Annotated in this window: 28 protein-coding genes; all 28 read left to right on the top strand. The window is 61.8% G+C overall.

The genetic code is table 11. The features are described from left to right. The 28 genes from rplD to truA all read left to right on the top strand — a co-directional run bounded on the left by rplD (position 1) and on the right by truA (position 16,274). Positions 1-615: a 50S ribosomal protein L4 gene (gene rplD, locus QNO00_RS05620; protein WP_229964886.1), complete on the top strand. Its 615-nt coding sequence runs from the start codon at positions 1-3 to the stop codon at positions 613-615. Continuing rightward, positions 612-917, top strand: coding sequence for a 50S ribosomal protein L23 (gene rplW / locus QNO00_RS05615; RefSeq protein WP_104052736.1), 306 nt, complete (start codon positions 612-614; stop codon positions 915-917). The genes rplD and rplW overlap by 4 nt, the downstream gene beginning before the upstream one ends. Before the next feature lie 31 nt (positions 918-948). After that, the gene (gene rplB, locus QNO00_RS05610; protein WP_152219783.1) at positions 949-1,788 is read left to right on the top strand and encodes a 50S ribosomal protein L2; all 840 of its coding nucleotides are present in this window, start codon (positions 949-951) and stop codon (positions 1,786-1,788) included. Between the two features lie 12 nt (positions 1,789-1,800). Beyond that, positions 1,801-2,082 (top strand): 30S ribosomal protein S19, encoded by a 282-nt coding sequence (gene rpsS / locus QNO00_RS05605; protein WP_104052734.1) that lies wholly within the window; start codon positions 1,801-1,803, stop codon positions 2,080-2,082. Positions 2,083-2,120: 38 nt separating this feature from the next. Next, positions 2,121-2,486 carry a 50S ribosomal protein L22 gene (gene rplV, locus QNO00_RS05600; protein WP_229964887.1) on the top strand — a complete coding sequence of 122 codons (366 nt, stop codon included), beginning with the start codon at positions 2,121-2,123 and terminating at the stop codon, positions 2,484-2,486. Then, positions 2,487-3,329 carry a 30S ribosomal protein S3 gene (rpsC, locus tag QNO00_RS05595; RefSeq protein WP_229964888.1) on the top strand — a complete coding sequence of 281 codons (843 nt, stop codon included), beginning with the start codon at positions 2,487-2,489 and terminating at the stop codon, positions 3,327-3,329. It begins immediately after the preceding gene. Further along, on the top strand, positions 3,330-3,746 hold the full coding sequence (gene rplP, locus QNO00_RS05590; RefSeq protein ID WP_229964889.1) for a 50S ribosomal protein L16: 417 nt from the start codon (positions 3,330-3,332) through the stop codon (positions 3,744-3,746). A 2-nt stretch (positions 3,747-3,748) separates the two neighbouring features. Then, the gene (gene rpmC, locus QNO00_RS05585; RefSeq protein ID WP_229964890.1) at positions 3,749-4,081 is read left to right on the top strand and encodes a 50S ribosomal protein L29; all 333 of its coding nucleotides are present in this window, start codon (positions 3,749-3,751) and stop codon (positions 4,079-4,081) included. Next, positions 4,078-4,383: a 30S ribosomal protein S17 gene (gene rpsQ / locus QNO00_RS05580; protein WP_229964891.1), complete on the top strand. Its 306-nt coding sequence runs from the start codon at positions 4,078-4,080 to the stop codon at positions 4,381-4,383. The genes rpmC and rpsQ overlap by 4 nt, the downstream gene beginning before the upstream one ends. 358 nt (positions 4,384-4,741) lie before the next feature. Continuing rightward, complete coding sequence (gene rplN / locus QNO00_RS05575) at positions 4,742-5,110, top strand: 50S ribosomal protein L14 (RefSeq protein ID WP_055239356.1); 369 nt, start codon at positions 4,742-4,744, stop codon at positions 5,108-5,110. Positions 5,111-5,113: 3 nt separating this feature from the next. Then, entirely contained in the window at positions 5,114-5,473 is a 360-nt protein-coding gene (rplX, locus tag QNO00_RS05570) for a 50S ribosomal protein L24 (protein WP_210228071.1), read from the top strand. Continuing rightward, on the top strand, positions 5,473-6,042 hold the full coding sequence (rplE, locus tag QNO00_RS05565; protein ID WP_152219770.1) for a 50S ribosomal protein L5: 570 nt from the start codon (positions 5,473-5,475) through the stop codon (positions 6,040-6,042). Before rplX ends, rplE begins: the two co-directional genes overlap by 1 nt. A 90-nt stretch (positions 6,043-6,132) precedes the next feature. Continuing rightward, a complete protein-coding gene (gene rpsH, locus QNO00_RS05560) occupies positions 6,133-6,531 on the top strand; it encodes a 30S ribosomal protein S8 (RefSeq protein ID WP_152219769.1) in 399 nt (132 codons plus the stop codon). A gap of 18 nt (positions 6,532-6,549) precedes the next feature. Continuing rightward, positions 6,550-7,086 (top strand): 50S ribosomal protein L6, encoded by a 537-nt coding sequence (gene rplF, locus QNO00_RS05555; RefSeq protein ID WP_284023887.1) that lies wholly within the window; start codon positions 6,550-6,552, stop codon positions 7,084-7,086. 2 nt (positions 7,087-7,088) lie between these two features. Beyond that, positions 7,089-7,472: a 50S ribosomal protein L18 gene (gene rplR / locus QNO00_RS05550; RefSeq protein ID WP_229964893.1), complete on the top strand. Its 384-nt coding sequence runs from the start codon at positions 7,089-7,091 to the stop codon at positions 7,470-7,472. Positions 7,473-7,501: 29 nt separating this feature from the next. Next, positions 7,502-8,179, top strand: coding sequence for a 30S ribosomal protein S5 (gene rpsE / locus QNO00_RS05545; protein WP_210228079.1), 678 nt, complete (start codon positions 7,502-7,504; stop codon positions 8,177-8,179). After that, positions 8,179-8,391 carry a 50S ribosomal protein L30 gene (gene rpmD / locus QNO00_RS05540; RefSeq protein ID WP_229964894.1) on the top strand — a complete coding sequence of 71 codons (213 nt, stop codon included), beginning with the start codon at positions 8,179-8,181 and terminating at the stop codon, positions 8,389-8,391. Before rpsE ends, rpmD begins: the two co-directional genes overlap by 1 nt. 1 nt (position 8,392) lies before the next feature. After that, on the top strand, positions 8,393-8,857 hold the full coding sequence (rplO, locus tag QNO00_RS05535) for a 50S ribosomal protein L15 (RefSeq protein ID WP_229964895.1): 465 nt from the start codon (positions 8,393-8,395) through the stop codon (positions 8,855-8,857). A 252-nt stretch (positions 8,858-9,109) separates the two neighbouring features. After that, positions 9,110-10,420 (top strand): preprotein translocase subunit SecY, encoded by a 1,311-nt coding sequence (gene secY / locus QNO00_RS05530; protein WP_284023886.1) that lies wholly within the window; start codon positions 9,110-9,112, stop codon positions 10,418-10,420. Further along, positions 10,417-10,989 carry an adenylate kinase gene (locus QNO00_RS05525; protein ID WP_229964897.1) on the top strand — a complete coding sequence of 191 codons (573 nt, stop codon included), beginning with the start codon at positions 10,417-10,419 and terminating at the stop codon, positions 10,987-10,989. The genes secY and QNO00_RS05525 overlap by 4 nt, the downstream gene beginning before the upstream one ends. Before the next feature lie 15 nt (positions 10,990-11,004). Beyond that, the gene (gene map, locus QNO00_RS05520) at positions 11,005-11,835 is read left to right on the top strand and encodes a type I methionyl aminopeptidase (protein WP_284023885.1); all 831 of its coding nucleotides are present in this window, start codon (positions 11,005-11,007) and stop codon (positions 11,833-11,835) included. 234 nt (positions 11,836-12,069) lie between these two features. Further along, the gene (infA, locus tag QNO00_RS05515; protein WP_055239372.1) at positions 12,070-12,291 is read left to right on the top strand and encodes a translation initiation factor IF-1; all 222 of its coding nucleotides are present in this window, start codon (positions 12,070-12,072) and stop codon (positions 12,289-12,291) included. Between the two features lie 86 nt (positions 12,292-12,377). Continuing rightward, a complete protein-coding gene (rpmJ, locus tag QNO00_RS05510) occupies positions 12,378-12,491 on the top strand; it encodes a 50S ribosomal protein L36 (RefSeq protein WP_012397712.1) in 114 nt (37 codons plus the stop codon). A 157-nt stretch (positions 12,492-12,648) separates the two neighbouring features. Next, positions 12,649-13,026, top strand: coding sequence for a 30S ribosomal protein S13 (rpsM, locus tag QNO00_RS05505; protein ID WP_210228092.1), 378 nt, complete (start codon positions 12,649-12,651; stop codon positions 13,024-13,026). A gap of 65 nt (positions 13,027-13,091) precedes the next feature. After that, entirely contained in the window at positions 13,092-13,493 is a 402-nt protein-coding gene (gene rpsK / locus QNO00_RS05500) for a 30S ribosomal protein S11 (RefSeq protein WP_104052715.1), read from the top strand. A gap of 185 nt (positions 13,494-13,678) precedes the next feature. After that, on the top strand, positions 13,679-14,689 hold the full coding sequence (locus QNO00_RS05495) for a DNA-directed RNA polymerase subunit alpha (RefSeq protein ID WP_210228094.1): 1,011 nt from the start codon (positions 13,679-13,681) through the stop codon (positions 14,687-14,689). A gap of 63 nt (positions 14,690-14,752) precedes the next feature. Next, complete coding sequence (gene rplQ, locus QNO00_RS05490; RefSeq protein WP_229964899.1) at positions 14,753-15,295, top strand: 50S ribosomal protein L17; 543 nt, start codon at positions 14,753-14,755, stop codon at positions 15,293-15,295. A gap of 37 nt (positions 15,296-15,332) precedes the next feature. Beyond that, positions 15,333-16,274 (top strand): tRNA pseudouridine(38-40) synthase TruA, encoded by a 942-nt coding sequence (truA, locus tag QNO00_RS05485; protein WP_284023884.1) that lies wholly within the window; start codon positions 15,333-15,335, stop codon positions 16,272-16,274. The last annotated feature ends 106 nt before the right edge of the window (positions 16,275-16,380 follow it).

The raw sequence follows: 16,380 nt of genomic DNA, 5'->3' as shown, positions 1-16,380 counted from the left end.
ATGGCTAACGAAACCACTGTTGAATTCCCCGCAGCGCTCTTCGACGTTCAGACGAACGTTCCTCTTCTGCACCAGGTAGTAGTTGCTCAGCTTGCAGCTGCCCGCCAGGGTACGCACAAGACGAAGACCCGCGCAGAGGTCTCCGGTGCAGGCCGCAAGCCGTTCAAGCAGAAGGGTACCGGCCGCGCCCGTCAGGGTTCCATCCGTGCTCCTCACATGACCGGTGGTGGCGTCGTCCACGGACCGACACCCCGCGACTACAGCCAGCGCACCCCCAAGAAGATGATTGCCGCCGCACTGCGCGGGGCTCTCTCCGACCGGGCACGCAACGGCCGCATCCACGTGCTGGAAACCCTGGTAGCCGGCGAAACGCCGTCGACCAAGGCTGCACGCGATTCGCTGCGTTCACTTTCCGACCGCAAGAACATGCTCGTTGTCATCGAGCGCGCCAATGATGTTGCTGCACTGTCCGTGCGCAACCTCACCGATGTTCACGTGATCTACGTAGATCAGCTGAACACCTACGACGTGCTTGTTGCCGATGACGTGGTCTTCACCAAGGCTGCCTACGACGAGTTCGTCGGCAAGAACACTGTCAAGGAGGACGCCAAGTGAGCGCGACCACCGCTAAGGACCCTCGCGACGTGGTGCTGGCACCCGTCGTTTCGGAAAAGAGCTACGGCCTGATCGACGAAGGTAAGTACACCTTCCTGGTCGACCCCCGCTCCAACAAGACCGAGATCAAGCTGGCCGTGGAGAAAATCTTCTCCGTCAAGGTCGACTCGATCAACACCATCAATCGTGCCGGTAAGCGCAAGCGGACCAAGTTCGGATGGGGACAGCGCAAGAACACCAAGCGCGCCATTGTCACCCTGAAAGACGGCACAATCGACATCTTCGGCGGTCCGCTCAGCTAGGGCGGAGACCACTTTAACGAGGAAATAAATAATGGGAATCCGTAAATACAAGCCGACTACACCGGGCCGTCGCGGCTCGAGTGTCGCCGACTTCACCGAAATCACGCGGTCGACGCCGGAAAAGTCGTTGGTACGCCCGCTGCCCAAAAAGGGTGGACGTAACAACACCGGTAAGATCACGACCAGGCACAAGGGTGGTGGACACAAGCGTCAGTACCGTCTGATCGACTTCCGCCGCCACGACAAGGACGGCGTCGACGCTCGCGTTGCCGAGATCGAATACGATCCGAACCGTACCGCTCGCATTGCACTGCTGCACTACGTTGATGGCACCAAGCGTTACATCATCGCCCCGAACAAGCTCAAGCAGGGCGACCACGTAGAGGCCGGCGCCGGCGCTGATATCAAGCCCGGCAACAACCTGCCCCTGCGCAACATCCCCGTGGGTACCACCATCCACGCCGTTGAACTGCGTCCGGGCGGCGGTGCCAAGATGGCCCGCTCCGCCGGTGCATCGGTTCAGCTTGTTGCCAAGGAAGGCCGCTTCGCCCAGCTGCGTCTGCCTTCCGGCGAAATCCGCAACGTCGACGCGCGCTGCCGCGCCACCATCGGCGAGGTCGGCAACGCCGAGCAGTCCAACATCAACTGGGGTAAGGCCGGCCGTATGCGCTGGAAGGGCGTACGCCCGACCGTCCGCGGTGTCGCCATGAACCCGGTCGACCACCCGCACGGTGGTGGTGAAGGTAAGACCTCCGGTGGACGCCACCCGGTCAACCCGAATGGTAAGCGCGAAGGCCGCACACGCCGCCCCAATAAAGAGAGCGACAACCTCATTGTGCGTCGCCGTCGTTCCGGCAAGAACAAGCGATAGGAGCCTGGAAACATGCCACGCAGCCTGAAGAAAGGCCCCTTCGTCGACCAGCACCTGTTCCTTAAGGTAGCGGCCGAAAACGAAAAGGGCACCAAGAACGTCATCAAGACGTGGTCCCGTCGTTCGATGATCATCCCCGACATGCTCGGGCACACGATCGCCGTACACGATGGACGTAAGCACATTCCGGTGTTTGTCACGGAGTCGATGGTCGGGCACAAGCTCGGCGAATTCGCCCTGACGCGGACATTCCGCGGCCATGTGAAGGACGACCGCAAGGGCAAGCGCCGCTAGGCGCTGCTCTTTCGGCAGAAGACGAGAGAAGGAAAGCAATGGAAGCCAAGGCAATTGCGCGTCATATCCGCGTAACGCCTATGAAGGCCCGGCGCGTCGTCAACCTTGTTCGTGGCAAGCAAGCGAATGAGGCAATGGCAATTCTGAAGTTTGCCCCCCAGGCAGCATCGGAGCCGGTACTTAAGGTAGTTCAGTCGGCCATGGCCAACGCACGTGTCCTCGCGGACCGTGACGGCGTGGCCTTCGACGAGGGTGACCTCTTCATCAGCGATGCATTCGTTGACGAAGGGCCCACCATGAAGCGGTTCCAGCCCCGTGCACAGGGCCGCGCATACCGCATCAACAAGCGGACCAGCCACGTCACCGTGGTTGTTGCAACCCCCAAGATCGAGGAGGAACGCTAAGTGGGACAGAAGGTTAACCCGCACGGGTTCCGACTCGGCATTACCACTGACCATGTGTCGCACTGGTTTGCTGACAGCAACAAGCCGGGCCAGCGCTACAAGGACTTCGTCCGCGAGGACATCAAGATCCGCCAGCTCATGTCTACGGGTATGGACCGCGCCGGCATCGCCAAGGTTGAGATCGAGCGCACCCGCGACCGTGTCCGCGTGGATATCCACACGGCCCGCCCGGGTATCGTTATCGGCCGCCGCGGCGCCGAAGCAGACCGCATCCGCGGCGAGCTGGAGAAGCTCACGGGCAAGCAGGTTCAGCTGAACATCCTCGAGGTCAAGAACCCCGAGATGGAAGCTCAGCTTGTTGCCCAGGGCGTTGCTGAGCAGCTCTCTTCCCGCGTGGCTTTCCGCCGTGCGATGAAGAAGGCCATCCAGTCCGCACAGCGTGCCGGCGCCAAGGGTATCCGTATCCAGTGCTCCGGTCGTCTGGGCGGCGCTGAAATGAGCCGTTCCGAGTTCTACCGCGAAGGCCGTGTGCCCCTGCACACCCTCCGCGCGCAGATCGATTACGGTTTCTTCGAAGCCAAGACCACCTTCGGCCGCATCGGCGTGAAGGTCTGGATCTACAAGGGCGACGTCACCGCTAAGGAACTGGCTGCACAGCAGGCTGCTGCACCGTCCCGCGGCCGCTCCAGCGACCGTCCGGGCCGCGGCCCGGCCGACCGCGGAGACCGCGGCGGCGAGCGTCGTCGTCGTCCCGAGCGTGGCGACAAGGCCGCCGCGCCTGCTGTTGCAGAGGCTCCGGCCGCTGAGGCAGCTGCCCCCGCAGCAGAAGGAGGACAGGCTTAAATGCTTATCCCACGTCGAGTCAAGTTCCGTAAGCAGCACCACCCGGGTCGTTCCGGCGCTGCAACCGGCGGCACTGCAGTCAGCTTCGGCGAGTGGGGCATCCAGGCTTTGACGCCTGCGTATGTCACCAACCGCCAGATTGAAGCTGCCCGTATTGCCATGACGCGCCACATCAAGCGCGGCGGAAAGGTCTGGATCAACATCTACCCGGACCGTCCGCTGACGAAGAAGCCTGCCGAAACCCGCATGGGTTCCGGTAAGGGTTCTCCGGAGTGGTGGGTTGCAAACGTCAAGCCGGGCCGGGTTCTCTTTGAGATCTCCGGTGTAAGTGAAGAGGTAGCTCGTGAGGCCCTGCGCCTGGCGATCCATAAGCTGCCGTTGAAGGCACGCATTGTGCGTCGCGAGGGTGGTGAATAGAAATGGCAATTGGTTCAAAGGAACTGGCACCGAAGCAGCTGGATGGCTTCGATAAGGACCGTCTCGTCGAGGAACTTCGCAAGGCCAAGGAAGAACTGTTCAACCTCCGCTTCCAGTCCGCAACCGGTCAGCTGGAAAGCCACGGCCGTCTGCGCGTAGTGAAGCGCGACATCGCACGCATCTACACGGTGCTGCGTGAGCGCGAGCTGGGGATTCGTCCCGAGGTCGTTGCTCCCGTCGAGGAAGCAGCTCCTGCAAAGGCAGCGAAGAAGTCCAAGAAGAAGGCTACCGAGTCTGAAGCTCCGGCCGAGGTCGCTGAGGATGATGCCAAATGAGTGAAAACAAGAATGAGGCAGCAGTGACAACTGACGCAAACGGAGCCGATGCCCGCGGGTACCGGAAGACCGCACGCGGCTACGTGGTCTCTGACAAGATGGAAAAAACCATCGTTGTTCAGGTTGAAGACCGCGTCAAGCACGCCCTGTACGGAAAGGTGCTTCGCCGCACCTCGAAGCTCAAGGCCCACGACGAGCAGAATGCTGCCGGCGTTGGAGACCTCGTGCTGATCGCCGAAACCCGGCCGCTCTCCGCTACAAAGCGGTGGCGCCTGGTCGAGATCCTCGAGAAGGCCAAGTAACTAAAGCAGTACATCCGGCCGGCCCGCCGGTGAGCCGCTCCCAGTAGGGAAAGGCTCGCCGGCAACCGCCCACCGGCGACAGGGCCCCGGCCGCGTTATCATCCGATTTCGCATCCGGGGCCCTTTCGCGATAAACTTGAAATCTTGTCTGTGCGGTGCGGAAGTGTGTCCAGTTTTGGGCGCGGCATCCTCACCGCCGCATGAGACAAAAGCCCGATAATCTTGTTCGGCACGTTGCCGCGGTCCGCCGCGGTGCAGCCCCCAGCGGGGGAGTGCTGAGTACCAGTATTACGGGGTCCACCCATATCCGTTCCGCCAGGCTCAGTTCTGAGAACCGGCGCGACGACAGGAGTTATAAGTGATTCAGCAGGAGTCGCGGCTTAAGGTCGCCGACAACACTGGTGCCAAGGAAATCTTGACCATCCGTGTTCTCGGTGGATCCGGACGTCGCTACGCAGGCATTGGCGACACCATTGTTGCCACCGTCAAGGATGCAATTCCCGGCGGCAACGTCAAAAAGGGCGATGTGGTTAAGGCCGTCATCGTTCGCACCAAGAAGGAACGCCGTCGCCAGGACGGTTCCTACATCAAGTTCGATGAGAACGCTGCAGTGATCTTGAAGAATGACGGAGACCCCCGTGGTACCCGCATCTTCGGCCCGGTCGGCCGCGAGCTTCGCGACAAGAAGTTCATGAAGATCATTTCGCTGGCTCCGGAGGTGCTGTAGTCCATGGCAAAAATCAAAAAGGGTGACCTCGTTCAGGTCATCAGCGGTGCAACTGCTGCCCGCGGCGGAGACCGCGGCAAGCAGGGCAAGGTTCTGAAGGTTTACACCGACACGAACCGCGTCCTGGTTGAAGGCGTCAACACGGTCAAGAAGCACACCAAGGTCGGCCAGTCCTCCAAGGGCTCGAAGACCGGTGGCATCGAGATTGTCGAAGCTCCCCTCCACGTTTCCAACGTCGCAATCGTTGACCCGGAAACGAAGAAGCCGACCCGCGTTGGCTACCGTCAGGAAATCGTCGAAAAAGACGGCCGTGAGCGCACTGTGCGTATCCGCGTCGCCAAGGGCTCTGGGAAGGACCTCTAATGACTGAGACCGTCACCAAGACCGTCCCCCGTCTGAAGACCCGCTACGCAGCGGAGATCAAGAAGACCCTGCAGGACGAATTCAACTACGCTAACGTCAACCAGGTTCCCCGCCTTGTCAAGGTGGTTGTGAACATGGGTGTTGGAGATGCCGCTAAGGACTCCAAGCTCATTGACGGTGCAGTCAAGGACCTGACCCAGATCACGGGTCAGAAGCCTCAGGTCACGAAGGCCCGCAAGTCGATCGCACAGTTCAAGCTGCGCGAAGGCATGCCCATCGGCTGCCACGCAACTCTGCGTGGAGACCGCATGTGGGAATTCGTCGATCGCCTGGTTACCCTGGCGCTGCCGCGTATCCGCGACTTCCGCGGCCTGAACGGCAAGCAGTTCGACGGCAACGGCAACTACACGTTCGGTCTGACCGAACAGTCGATGTTCCACGAAATCGATCAGGACAAGATTGATCGCGTTCGCGGCATGGACATCACCGTGGTTACCACCGCAAAGACCGATGACGAGGGACGCGCGCTGCTGAAGGCGCTCGGCTTCCCGTTTACATCCGAAGATTAATTACTACGTAACAGGTCCGACGGACCTCTCCTCAGGTGCGCCTGAGTCGGAGCTCCGCAGGAAACCGTTACGAGGGAGGGCAAGAGCCCAATGACAATGACAGATCCTGTCGCAGACATGCTTACGCGTCTGCGCAATGCAAACTCGGCATATCACGATACCGTGTCCATGCCTTACAGCAAGCTCAAGGCGCGCGTCGCTGACATCCTGAAGGCCGAGGGCTACATCGCCGGCTGGAAGGAAGAAGAGGCCGTCGTCGGCAAGAAGCTGACCCTTGATCTCAAATTCGGTCCGAACCGCGAGCGTTCCATCGCCGGCGTGCGTCGTATCTCCAAGCCCGGTCTGCGCGTTTACGCAAAGTCCACCAACCTGCCGCGCGTTCTCGGTGGTCTGGGAATCGCAATCCTGTCGACGTCGTCAGGTCTCCTGACCGACCGCCAGGCCGCCAAGAAGGGTGTAGGTGGGGAAGTCCTCGCCTACGTCTGGTAGCAGGGAAGGGAAAGAAAAATGTCACGTATTGGACGTCTGCCCATCCCGGTTCCTGCCGGAGTAGAAATTGCCGTTGACGGCAACCTCGTATCCGTCAAGGGTGCCAAGGGCGAGCTGAGCCACACTGTGCCCAGCCCGATCACTGTCACGCTCGACGACAGCACCATCACCGTTGCCCGCCCGAACGACGAGCGCGAATCCCGTGCCCTTCACGGCCTGACCCGCACCCTGATCAGCAACATGATCACCGGTGTGACCGAAGGCTACAAGAAGGACCTGGAAATCGTCGGCACCGGTTACCGCGTGCAGGCCAAGGGAGCGGACCTCGAGTTCGCCCTGGGCTACAGCCACCCGGTTCCGGTCACGGCACCCGATGGCATCACGCTTACCGTCGTGGGTCCCACGAAGGTCACAGTGTCCGGCATCGACAAGCAGCAGGTGGGCGAGGTTTCGGCCAACATCCGCAAGCTGCGCAAGCCCGATCCCTACAAGGGCAAGGGTATTCGTTATGCCGGCGAGATTGTCCGCCGCAAGGTCGGAAAGGCTGGTAAGTAACCATGGCCATCAGCATTAATAAGAAGCGCAATTCCAAGAGCAAGTCGGCTGCGCGTAACCGCCGCCAGCTTCGCATCCGCAAGCGGATCTCCGGTACCGCGGCTCGTCCGCGCCTGGTTGTTAACCGCTCGGCCCGCCACGTATTCGTCCAGGTTGTCGATGACATCCGCGGCGTTACCGTGGCATCGGCTTCCACCATGGAAGCCGACCTGCGCGCACTGGAAGGCGACAAAACCGCCAAGTCCAAGCGTGTTGGCGAGCTCGTTGCAGAGCGTGCGAAGGCTGCCGGCGTAGAAGCCGTTGTCTTCGACCGCGGTGGCAACCGCTACCACGGCCGCATCGCGGCCGTTGCTGACGGCGCACGTGAAGGTGGGCTGTCACTGTGACCGAGGTTAACAAGGAAAAGGAAAACCAGGTGACTGAAGCTACAGCTGCGCAGGCAACTGAGACCAAGGACGCCGCAGCTCCCGCCACTGACGACCGCCGCGGCGGCCGCAAGGGCGAGCAGCGCTCCGACCGTGGAGGCCGCGGCGAACGCGGTGGCCGCGGTGGCCGCGACGGCGGACGCAACGATGAGAAGGACAAGTTCATTGAACGCGTCGTGACCATCAACCGCGTTGCCAAGGTCGTCAAGGGTGGTCGTCGCTTCAGCTTCACCGCCCTGGTAGTTGTCGGTGACGGCAACGGTATGGTCGGTGTTGGTTACGGCAAGGCCAAGGAAGTTCCCTCCGCTATCGCGAAGGCCGTTGAAGAAGCCAAGAAGACTTTCTTCCGCGTCCCGCGCATCGGTGGAACCATTCCCCACTTGGTCCAGGGTGAAGCTGCTGCAGGCGTCGTCCTGCTGCGTCCGGCTTCCCCGGGTACCGGTGTTATCGCCGGTGGTCCGGTCCGCGCCATTCTCGAATGCGCCGGAATCCACGACGTTCTGTCCAAGTCGCTCGGGTCCTCCAACGCCATCAACATCGTGCACGCCACGGTTGATGCGCTGAAGCGCCTCGAAGAGCCTCAGGCAGTGGCTGCACGCCGCGGCCTGCCGCTGGACGAGGTTGTGCCTGCCGCGATGCTCCGCAACATGCAGAAGGCAGGTGCCTGATGACTACTCCGAAGAACGTTGCCGTCAGCACGGCAAAACTGAAGATCACTCAGATCAAGTCCACCATCGGTGGTAAGCAGAATCAGAAGGACACGCTGCGCTCATTGGGCCTGCGACGCATCGGTGCTACCACCGTTCGCACCGCAGACGCCGTGACCGTTGGCATGATCAACACGGTTCCGCACCTCGTGAAGGTTGAGGAGGCGAATTAACATGGCCGAAGAAAACAACAACGAACACGCGCTGAAGGTTCATCACCTGCGTCCGGCACCCGGTGCCAAGACGGCCAAAACCCGTGTTGGCCGCGGTGAAGGTTCCAAGGGTAAGACTGCAGGCCGCGGTATGAAGGGCACCAAGGCCCGTTACCAGGTCAAGGCCGGTTTCGCCGGTGGCCAGCTGCCGCTGCACATGCGTCTGCCGAAGCTTCGCGGCTTCAAGAACCCGTTCCGTGTCGAGTTCCAGGTTGTAAACCTGGACAAGATCTCGGAGCTGTTCCCCGAAGGCGGCGAGATCACGGTTGCTGATCTGGTTGCCAAGGGCGCCGTTCGCAAGAACCAGCCCGTCAAGGTTCTGGGCACCGGCGACATCACCGTCAAGGTGAATGTCACGGCCGATGCCTTCTCCGCCAGTGCGGCAGAGAAGATCGCTGCAGCAGGCGGAACGACAACGGCGCTCTAAGCACCGTGTCCGTTTCGCGCAACGACTTTCGGCGGCCGGGCAACCGGCCGCCGGCAGTCCGCTGCGCTGCTCTCAGAACGACGACTAAACTCCTGGCGGGCCGCCTGTCGGCCCGCCGGGGGTTTAGTTTGTTTTAAGGCACTACCCCGCCGCGGGCTTCGTTAACGTTCTACGGGGTCAGAGCGGCTAGACTCTGTTTTTGTTACCAGTCCAATCGGACTCACCTACTTCAGATCTCATTCAGGAGGACGCTTGCTTAGCGCTATTGGCCGGGCTTTCCGGACGCCAGACCTGCGACGCAAGCTGTTGTTTACGCTGGGAATCATCACTATCTTCCGCATGGGTGCTTTTATCCCGGCCCCGGGTGTTGACTACGGCAATGTGCAGCAGTGCTTGGCTCTGGGTGCCACCTCGGGTGGCCTCTACGAATTCGTTAACCTCTTTAGCGGCGGCGCCCTGCTGCAGGTCTCCATCTTTGCCCTGGGCATCATGCCGTACATCACCGCCAGCATCATTGTTCAGCTGCTGCGCGTCGTGATCCCCCACTTCCAGGCACTCTATGACGAAGGCGCACAGGGCCAGTCGAAACTGACGCAGTACACCCGGTACCTGACCATCGCCCTGGGCCTGCTCAACGCCACCACCGTCGTCTCGCTGGCCCGCACCGGAGCGCTGTTCAACAACGCCTGCTCCGTGCCGATCATCCCGGACGACAACATCATCACGGTCCTGCTGCTGATCATCACGTTGACCGCCGGTACCGGCCTCATCATGTGGATGGGTGAACTGGTCACCGAAAAGGGTGTCGGCAACGGCATGTCGCTGCTGATCTTCACCTCGATCGCCGCCGGTTTCCCGAGCTCCCTCGGAGCCATTCTCAGCGCCCAGGGCTGGACGGTGTTCCTGGCCGTCCTCGCCGTCGGCATCCTGGTGGTCGCCCTCGTGATCTTCGTTGAGCAGTCCCAGCGCCGGATTCCGGTGCAGTACGCCAAGCGCATGGTCGGTCGGAAGACGGTAGGCGGCACCAACACCTACATTCCGATCAAGGTGAACATGGCCGGCGTGATTCCTGTGATCTTCGCTTCCTCGATGCTTTACCTGCCGTCGCTGATTGCCCAGTTCAACACGCCCTCCACCGGCACCCCGCCGGAATGGGTCGTCTGGATCAACAACTACCTCACCAGCGGCGACCATCCGTTCTACATGGCGCTCTACTTCCTGATGATCGTGTTCTTCACGTACTTCTACGTGTCGATCACGTTCAACCCGGAGGAAGTCTCCGAGAACATGAAGAAATACGGCGGCTTCATCCCGGGCATCCGGGCCGGCCGCCCCACCGCCGAATACCTGCAGTATGTGCTCTCCCGCATCACTCTGCCCGGCGCTCTCTACTTGGGGTTTGTAGCCCTGATTCCGCTAATCGCCCTGGTACTGGTCGGAGCGAATGCGAACTTCCCGTTCGGCGGAACCTCGATCCTCATCATGGTTGGTGTGGGACTCGAAACAGTCAAACAAATTGACGCGCAACTGCAGCAACGTCACTACGAAGGGTTATTGCGATGACAAGAATGCTCATTATCGGGCCTCCCGGCGCCGGTAAAGGAACACAGGCCGCCCGGATCTCGGACCGGCTTGGTGTCACTGCAATCTCCACGGGCGACATCTTCCGCGCCAACGTCAAGAACGAGACGCCGCTGGGCCTGGAAGCCAAGAAGTACATCGACGCCGGAAACTTCGTGCCGGACAGCGTCACCAATGACATGGTGCGCGCCCGGCTGCTCGAAGACGACGTCGCCGACGGCTTCCTCCTGGACGGCTACCCGCGCACCGCCGCGCAGGTCGAAGAACTCGACGACATCCTGGCCAGCAAGGGCCAGAAGCTCGACGTCGTCCTGCAGCTGACCGCCGACGACGAAGAGCTCGTGGAACGCCTGCTGAAGCGGGCCCAGATCGAAGGCCGCGCCGACGACAACGAAGACGTCATCCGGCACCGCCTGGGCCTCTACAAGGCCCAGACCGCCGACGTCGTCGCCAGCTATGACCAGCGCGGCATCGTGGCTCGGGTCGACGGGCTGGGCGGCATCGACGATGTCACCGAGCGCGTCATGGAAGTCCTCAAGGATATTAGCTAAAGAGTTAGAAGAGATATGTTCGGCCAGCCTCGAATTGAATACAAAACCAACGCGCAGATGCGCACCATGCGGGAGGCCGGGCTCGTTCTGATCCGGGCCCTCGATGCGGCGGTTGACGCCGCGGTGGTGGGGGCAACCACCGCGGATGTCGATGCGGTTTTCGCCGCGGTGCTTCGGGAAGCGGGGGCAACCTCGAATTTCCTCGGCTACCACGGGTATCCGGCCACCGTCTGCGTGTCAGTGAATGAGGAAGTCGTTCACGGCATTCCGGGGGAGCGCATCCTCAAAGACGGGGACATCCTCTCCATCGACGGCGGCGCCGTCGTTGGCGGATGGCATTCGGATTCGGCACGCACGGTGATTGTCGGCACCGCTGATCCCGAGGACCAGCGCCTGTCCGAGGTCACCGAAGCGGCCATGTGGCACGGCATTGCCGCCGCCGCCAAGGGCCGTTTCGTGGGCGAGATCGGTGCGGCCATTGACGACTACGTCTCCAGCGTTCCCGGCAAGCCGCTGGGAATCCTGGAGGACTATGTCGGCCACGGCATCGGAACCGAAATGCACCAGGCACCGGATGTGCTCAACTACCGGACCTCGCACAACGGTCCGAAGCTGCGGCCCGGGCTGTGCCTGGCGATCGAGCCGATGCTGGTCCGCGGCAAGATTGAAACGCTCACGCTGGAGGACGACTGGACGGTGGTGACCACCGACGGCTCGCGCGCCTCCCAGTGGGAGCATTCGGTCGCGATTCACGACAAGGGAATCTGGGTCCTGACTTCGCCCGACGGCGGTGCCTCCCGGCTCGCGCCGCTGGGCGTCACGCCGGTCCCCATTCCCTCGGACTGAGATGACCGGTCCCGTGGTGCTGCCGGCCTTCCCCGGATCGGCGGAACGATTTAACATATCGGGACCCTTCGAGTAGAGTTATCTGTTGGTTGTCTCTACATTCGTGCCCTTTTCCAAGCATGTGCGCCGTGTCAAAACGGTTCCTGCGCGGTAGATGCGCAGGAAGCACCGGGGAGAACCACAGACAAAAACCGCCCTTCGAGCATACGAGGGGCACAGACGTTAGCGGAGGATATGGCCAAGAAAGACGGCGTCATTGAGATTGAGGGCTCGGTCAACGAAGCCCTGCCCAACGCGATGTTCCGCGTTGAGCTGGCCAATGGCCACATTGTGCTCGCACACATCTCGGGAAAGATGCGTCAACACTACATTCGCATCCTCCCCGGAGACCGCGTTGTGGTGGAACTCAGCCCGTACGACCTCACTCGGGGCCGTATCGTCTACCGCTACAAGTAAGAACCGCTGCATCGGCAGGCTGTGTCCCGGACAAGTGGGACGCCGGCTGCGAGCGGCTTAACCCTGCAACCACGCAAAGGATAACCATGAAGGTCCAGCCGAGCGTCAAGCAGATCTGCGATAAGTGCAAGGTGATTCGCCGTAACGGTCGAGTCATGGTGATCTGCGAGAACCCGCGCCACAAGCAGCGCCAGGGCTAATTTCCTGCTCTCAGGGACAGCCCACGCGTAGTAGTAATTGAATATGGCAGTGCAGCGTTGATACGCGTAACGCATACCCCCGGCCCGGAGGCCGGGGACCTGGCAACAGGGATGCACTGCTTCAGACCTCCGGTGACACAAAAGGAGAACCGCCGATATGGCACGTCTCGCTGGCGTTGACATTCCCCGCGAAAAGCGGGTTGTGATTGCGCTTACTTATATCTACGGCGTGGGTAAGACCCGTGCAGACCAGACCCTGGCAGAGACCGGCATCAGCCCGGAAACTCGCGTCAAGGACCTCACGGATGCTGAACTCGTTCAGCTGCGTGACTACATCGAGGGCAACTTCAAGGTTGAGGGTGACCTCCGCCGCGAGGTAGCCGCCGACATTCGCCGCAAGGTTGAAATCGGCAGCTACCAGGGTATCCGCCACCGTCGTGGCATGCCCGTACACGGCCAGCGCACGAAGACCAACGCTCGTACCCGCAAGGGCCCGAAGCGTACGGTTGCCGGTAAGAAGAAGGCCGCCCGCTAAACCTAGCGGTGTGAGGCCATGGCCCCTCGCGGGCCACCTAAACCAAACTCTTTGTAGGAGAAGTAATGCCCCCCAAGACTCGTGGAGCGGTCCGCAAACCGCGTCGCAAGGATAAGAAGAATATCGCGCTTGGCCAGGCGCATATCAAGAGCACTTTTAACAACACCATCGTTTCCATCACGGATCCGTCGGGTGCTGTTATCTCATGGGCTTCCGCCGGTGAGGTTGGCTTCAAGGGCTCGCGTAAGTCCACCCCGTTCGCTGCGCAGATGGCTGCTGAAGCCGCTGCAAAGCGCGCCCAGGAGCACGGCGTCCGCAAGGTCGACGTCTTCGTAAAGGGTCCGGGTTCAGGCCGCGAAACCGCCATCCGTTCGCTCCAGGCCACCGGCCTGGAGGTTGGCTCCATTTCGGATGTCACCCCGAGCGCGCACAACGGCTGCCGTCCTCCGAAGCGCCGCCGCGTTTAAGCAGCACTGCGGTACCGGTTGTATCCGGCGGGCGGTCCATCCTTCGGGGCGGGCCGCCCATCGGACGCCTCCGGCTCCGGGCACGTGGCTGCTAGCCGTCCAAGACGCCCGCGGAAGACCCGTCGTCGTCGTTTCCACCATTTGTGTTGCGTCATATAGCGGACGCTCGCTGAAAGGAAATGCAAGTGCTCATTGCACAGCGCCCTACCCTCACTGAAGAAGTCGTAGCTGACAACCGCTCGCGGTTCATCATTGAACCGCTGGAACCCGGTTTCGGCTACACCCTTGGCAACTCCCTTCGCCGTACGCTCCTGTCCTCGATCCCCGGTGCTGCAGTAACCAGCATTCGGCTCGAAGGCGTGCTGCACGAGTTCACCACGGTTCCGGGCGTGAAGGAAGATGTCACCGAGATCATCCTGAACGTCAAGAACCTGTCGGTCTCCTCCGAGCACGACGAACCCGTTGTCGCCTACCTGCGCAAGCAGGGTCCCGGCGTCGTGACGGCTGCGGACATCGCTCCGCCGGCCGGCGTGGAGTTCCACAACCCGGATCTGCACATTGCCACCCTGAATTCGAAGGGCAAGTTCGAACTCGAGCTGACCATCGAACGCGGGCGCGGCTACGTTTCCGCCAGCCAGAACAAGTCCGGTGACCAGGAAATCGGCCGTATTCCGGTCGACTCCATCTACTCACCGGTCCTGAAGGTGACCTTCCGCGTGGAGGCCACCCGTGTTGAACAGCGCACCGACTTCGATCGCTTGATCGTTGACGTTGAGACCAAGGATGCCATTGCACCCCGCGACGCCGTCGCGTCCGCCGGCACCACCCTGGTTGAACTGTTTGGCTTGGCTCGCGAACTGAACAGCGCTGCTGAAGGTATCGAAATTGGTCCGAGCCCGACGGATGCCGCACTGGCAGCCGACATGGCCCTGCCGATCGAAGACCTTGAGCTGACCGTGCGTTCCTACAACTGCCTCAAGCGTGAAGGCATCCACACTGTGGGTGAACTCGTTGCCCGCTCCGAGGCTGACCTGATGGACATTCGCAACTTCGGTGCAAAGTCCATTGATGAGGTAAAGGCAAAGCTGGTCGAGCTTGGTTTGTCCCTGAAGGATTCCCCTCCCGGATTTGACCTGGCCGCCCGTGCCGCAGCTATTGAAGAGGACGAGTCCGAATACTCGGACGACGAGCTCTAACACACGCAAAATTTTGCCGTCCGGGCCCAAGCCCGGTGCGGCACCGTTTGAGGAGAAAATGTAATGCCTACACCCACCAAGGGTAAGCGCCTCGGAGGCAGCCCGGCCCACCAGCGGCTGATGCTTGCGAACCTGGCTGCCCAGCTGTTCGAGCACAAGCAGATCACCACCACGGTGACGAAGGCCAAGCGCCTGCGTCCCTACGCCGAGCGCCTGATCACGTTCGCAAAGCGCGGAGACCTGTCTTCACGCCGCCGCGTCCTGGGCCTGATCTCGGACAAGGGCATCGTCCACGAGCTCTTCACCGACATTGCTCCGGCAGTCGAGAAGCGCGACGGCGGCTACACCCGCATCACGAAGATCGGCAACCGCAAGGGCGACAACGCTCCCATGGCTGTCATCGAACTGGTTCTCGAGCCCGTCTCGGCCAAGCAGGCCGTAGTGGCCGAAGCCGAAACCGCTGCAGCCGTTGCTGCTCCGGCGCCGGTTGAAGAATCCGCTGAGTCCGCCGACTCTGCCGATTCCGCTGAGTCTGCCGATTCGGCCGAGTCCGCTGAGTCTGCCGATTCCGCTGACGAAGCAGTGGAGACTGAAGAGAAGAAGTAATTTTTCCTTCAGCTCCGTGTCCCTTAATATTGAGGGCATGAGTATCGAAAGGCCCGCCGCGCCATCACTGGACGGCGGGCTTTTTCGTGTCCGGATGGATCTCTCCTACGACGGCGCCTCGTTTTACGGGTGGGCCGTCCAGGATGGCCTTCCCACCATCCAGGGCACCCTTGAAGCGGCCCTGGAGGTCCTGGTCCGGCGCCCGATCCGGCTGACGGTCGCCGGCCGGACGGATTCGGGCGTGCACGCCCGGGGGCAGGTGGTCCACTTTGACCTCACCCGCGCCGAGTGGGAGGGCCTTTCCCGGGGTGCTGCACTGACCCCGGAGGAGGCGCTGATCCGCCGCATGAGGGGGATCCTGAACAAGGACCTCACCATGCCGCTGCGCAAGGCCAAGGCACCCAAACGGGTCATCCACGCCATGGAGGGCGCCATTACGGTCCACTCCGCGTCCCTGGCCCCGGAGGGCTTCGACGCCCGCTTCTCCGCCCTGTGGCGCCGCTACAGTTACCGGATCGCCGACCGGGAGGCCAGCCGTGATCCGCTCACCCGGACGGTCACGCTCTGGCACGACTTTGCGCTGGACGAGCACCGGATGAACGCCGCAGCCCAGGCGGTCCTGGGCGTGCGGGACTTCCTCTCCTACTGCAAGCCCCGCGCCAGGGCAACGACGGTCCGGGAGCTGCAGGAGTTCTCCTTCCTGAGGCGGCCCGACGGCGTGATCGAGGCTCACCTGCAGGCCGACGCCTTCTGCCACAACATGGTCCGGTCGCTCGTCGGCGGAGCCATGCTGGTCGGGGCGGGGGAGCGGACCCCCGAATGGCTGGGGGAAAGGCTGCAGGCGCGGATCAGGGATTCGAAGTCCCTGCTGGCCGCTCCCCACCCGCTGATCCTTGAAGAGGTAAGGTATCCGGCCGATGAAGAAATGCAGCGGCGGGCCGAAAGCACGCGCACCCTGCGCGCGCTGTCCGGCTTTTGACCTGACTCCGTAAGCAGGCTATTGTTTATAGTCGTTGTGCGTGTCCTACCTCGATAGGTCTATGCCCACGGGAGCGGCTCGGTTGCAGAGCCACCTGGCCCCGGGG

It is taken from the genome of Arthrobacter sp. zg-Y1219 (genome assembly GCF_030125545.1).
GTDB lineage: Bacteria > Actinomycetota > Actinomycetes > Actinomycetales > Micrococcaceae > Arthrobacter_B.
This window is presented reverse-complemented; position numbering and strand designations above follow the sequence as displayed.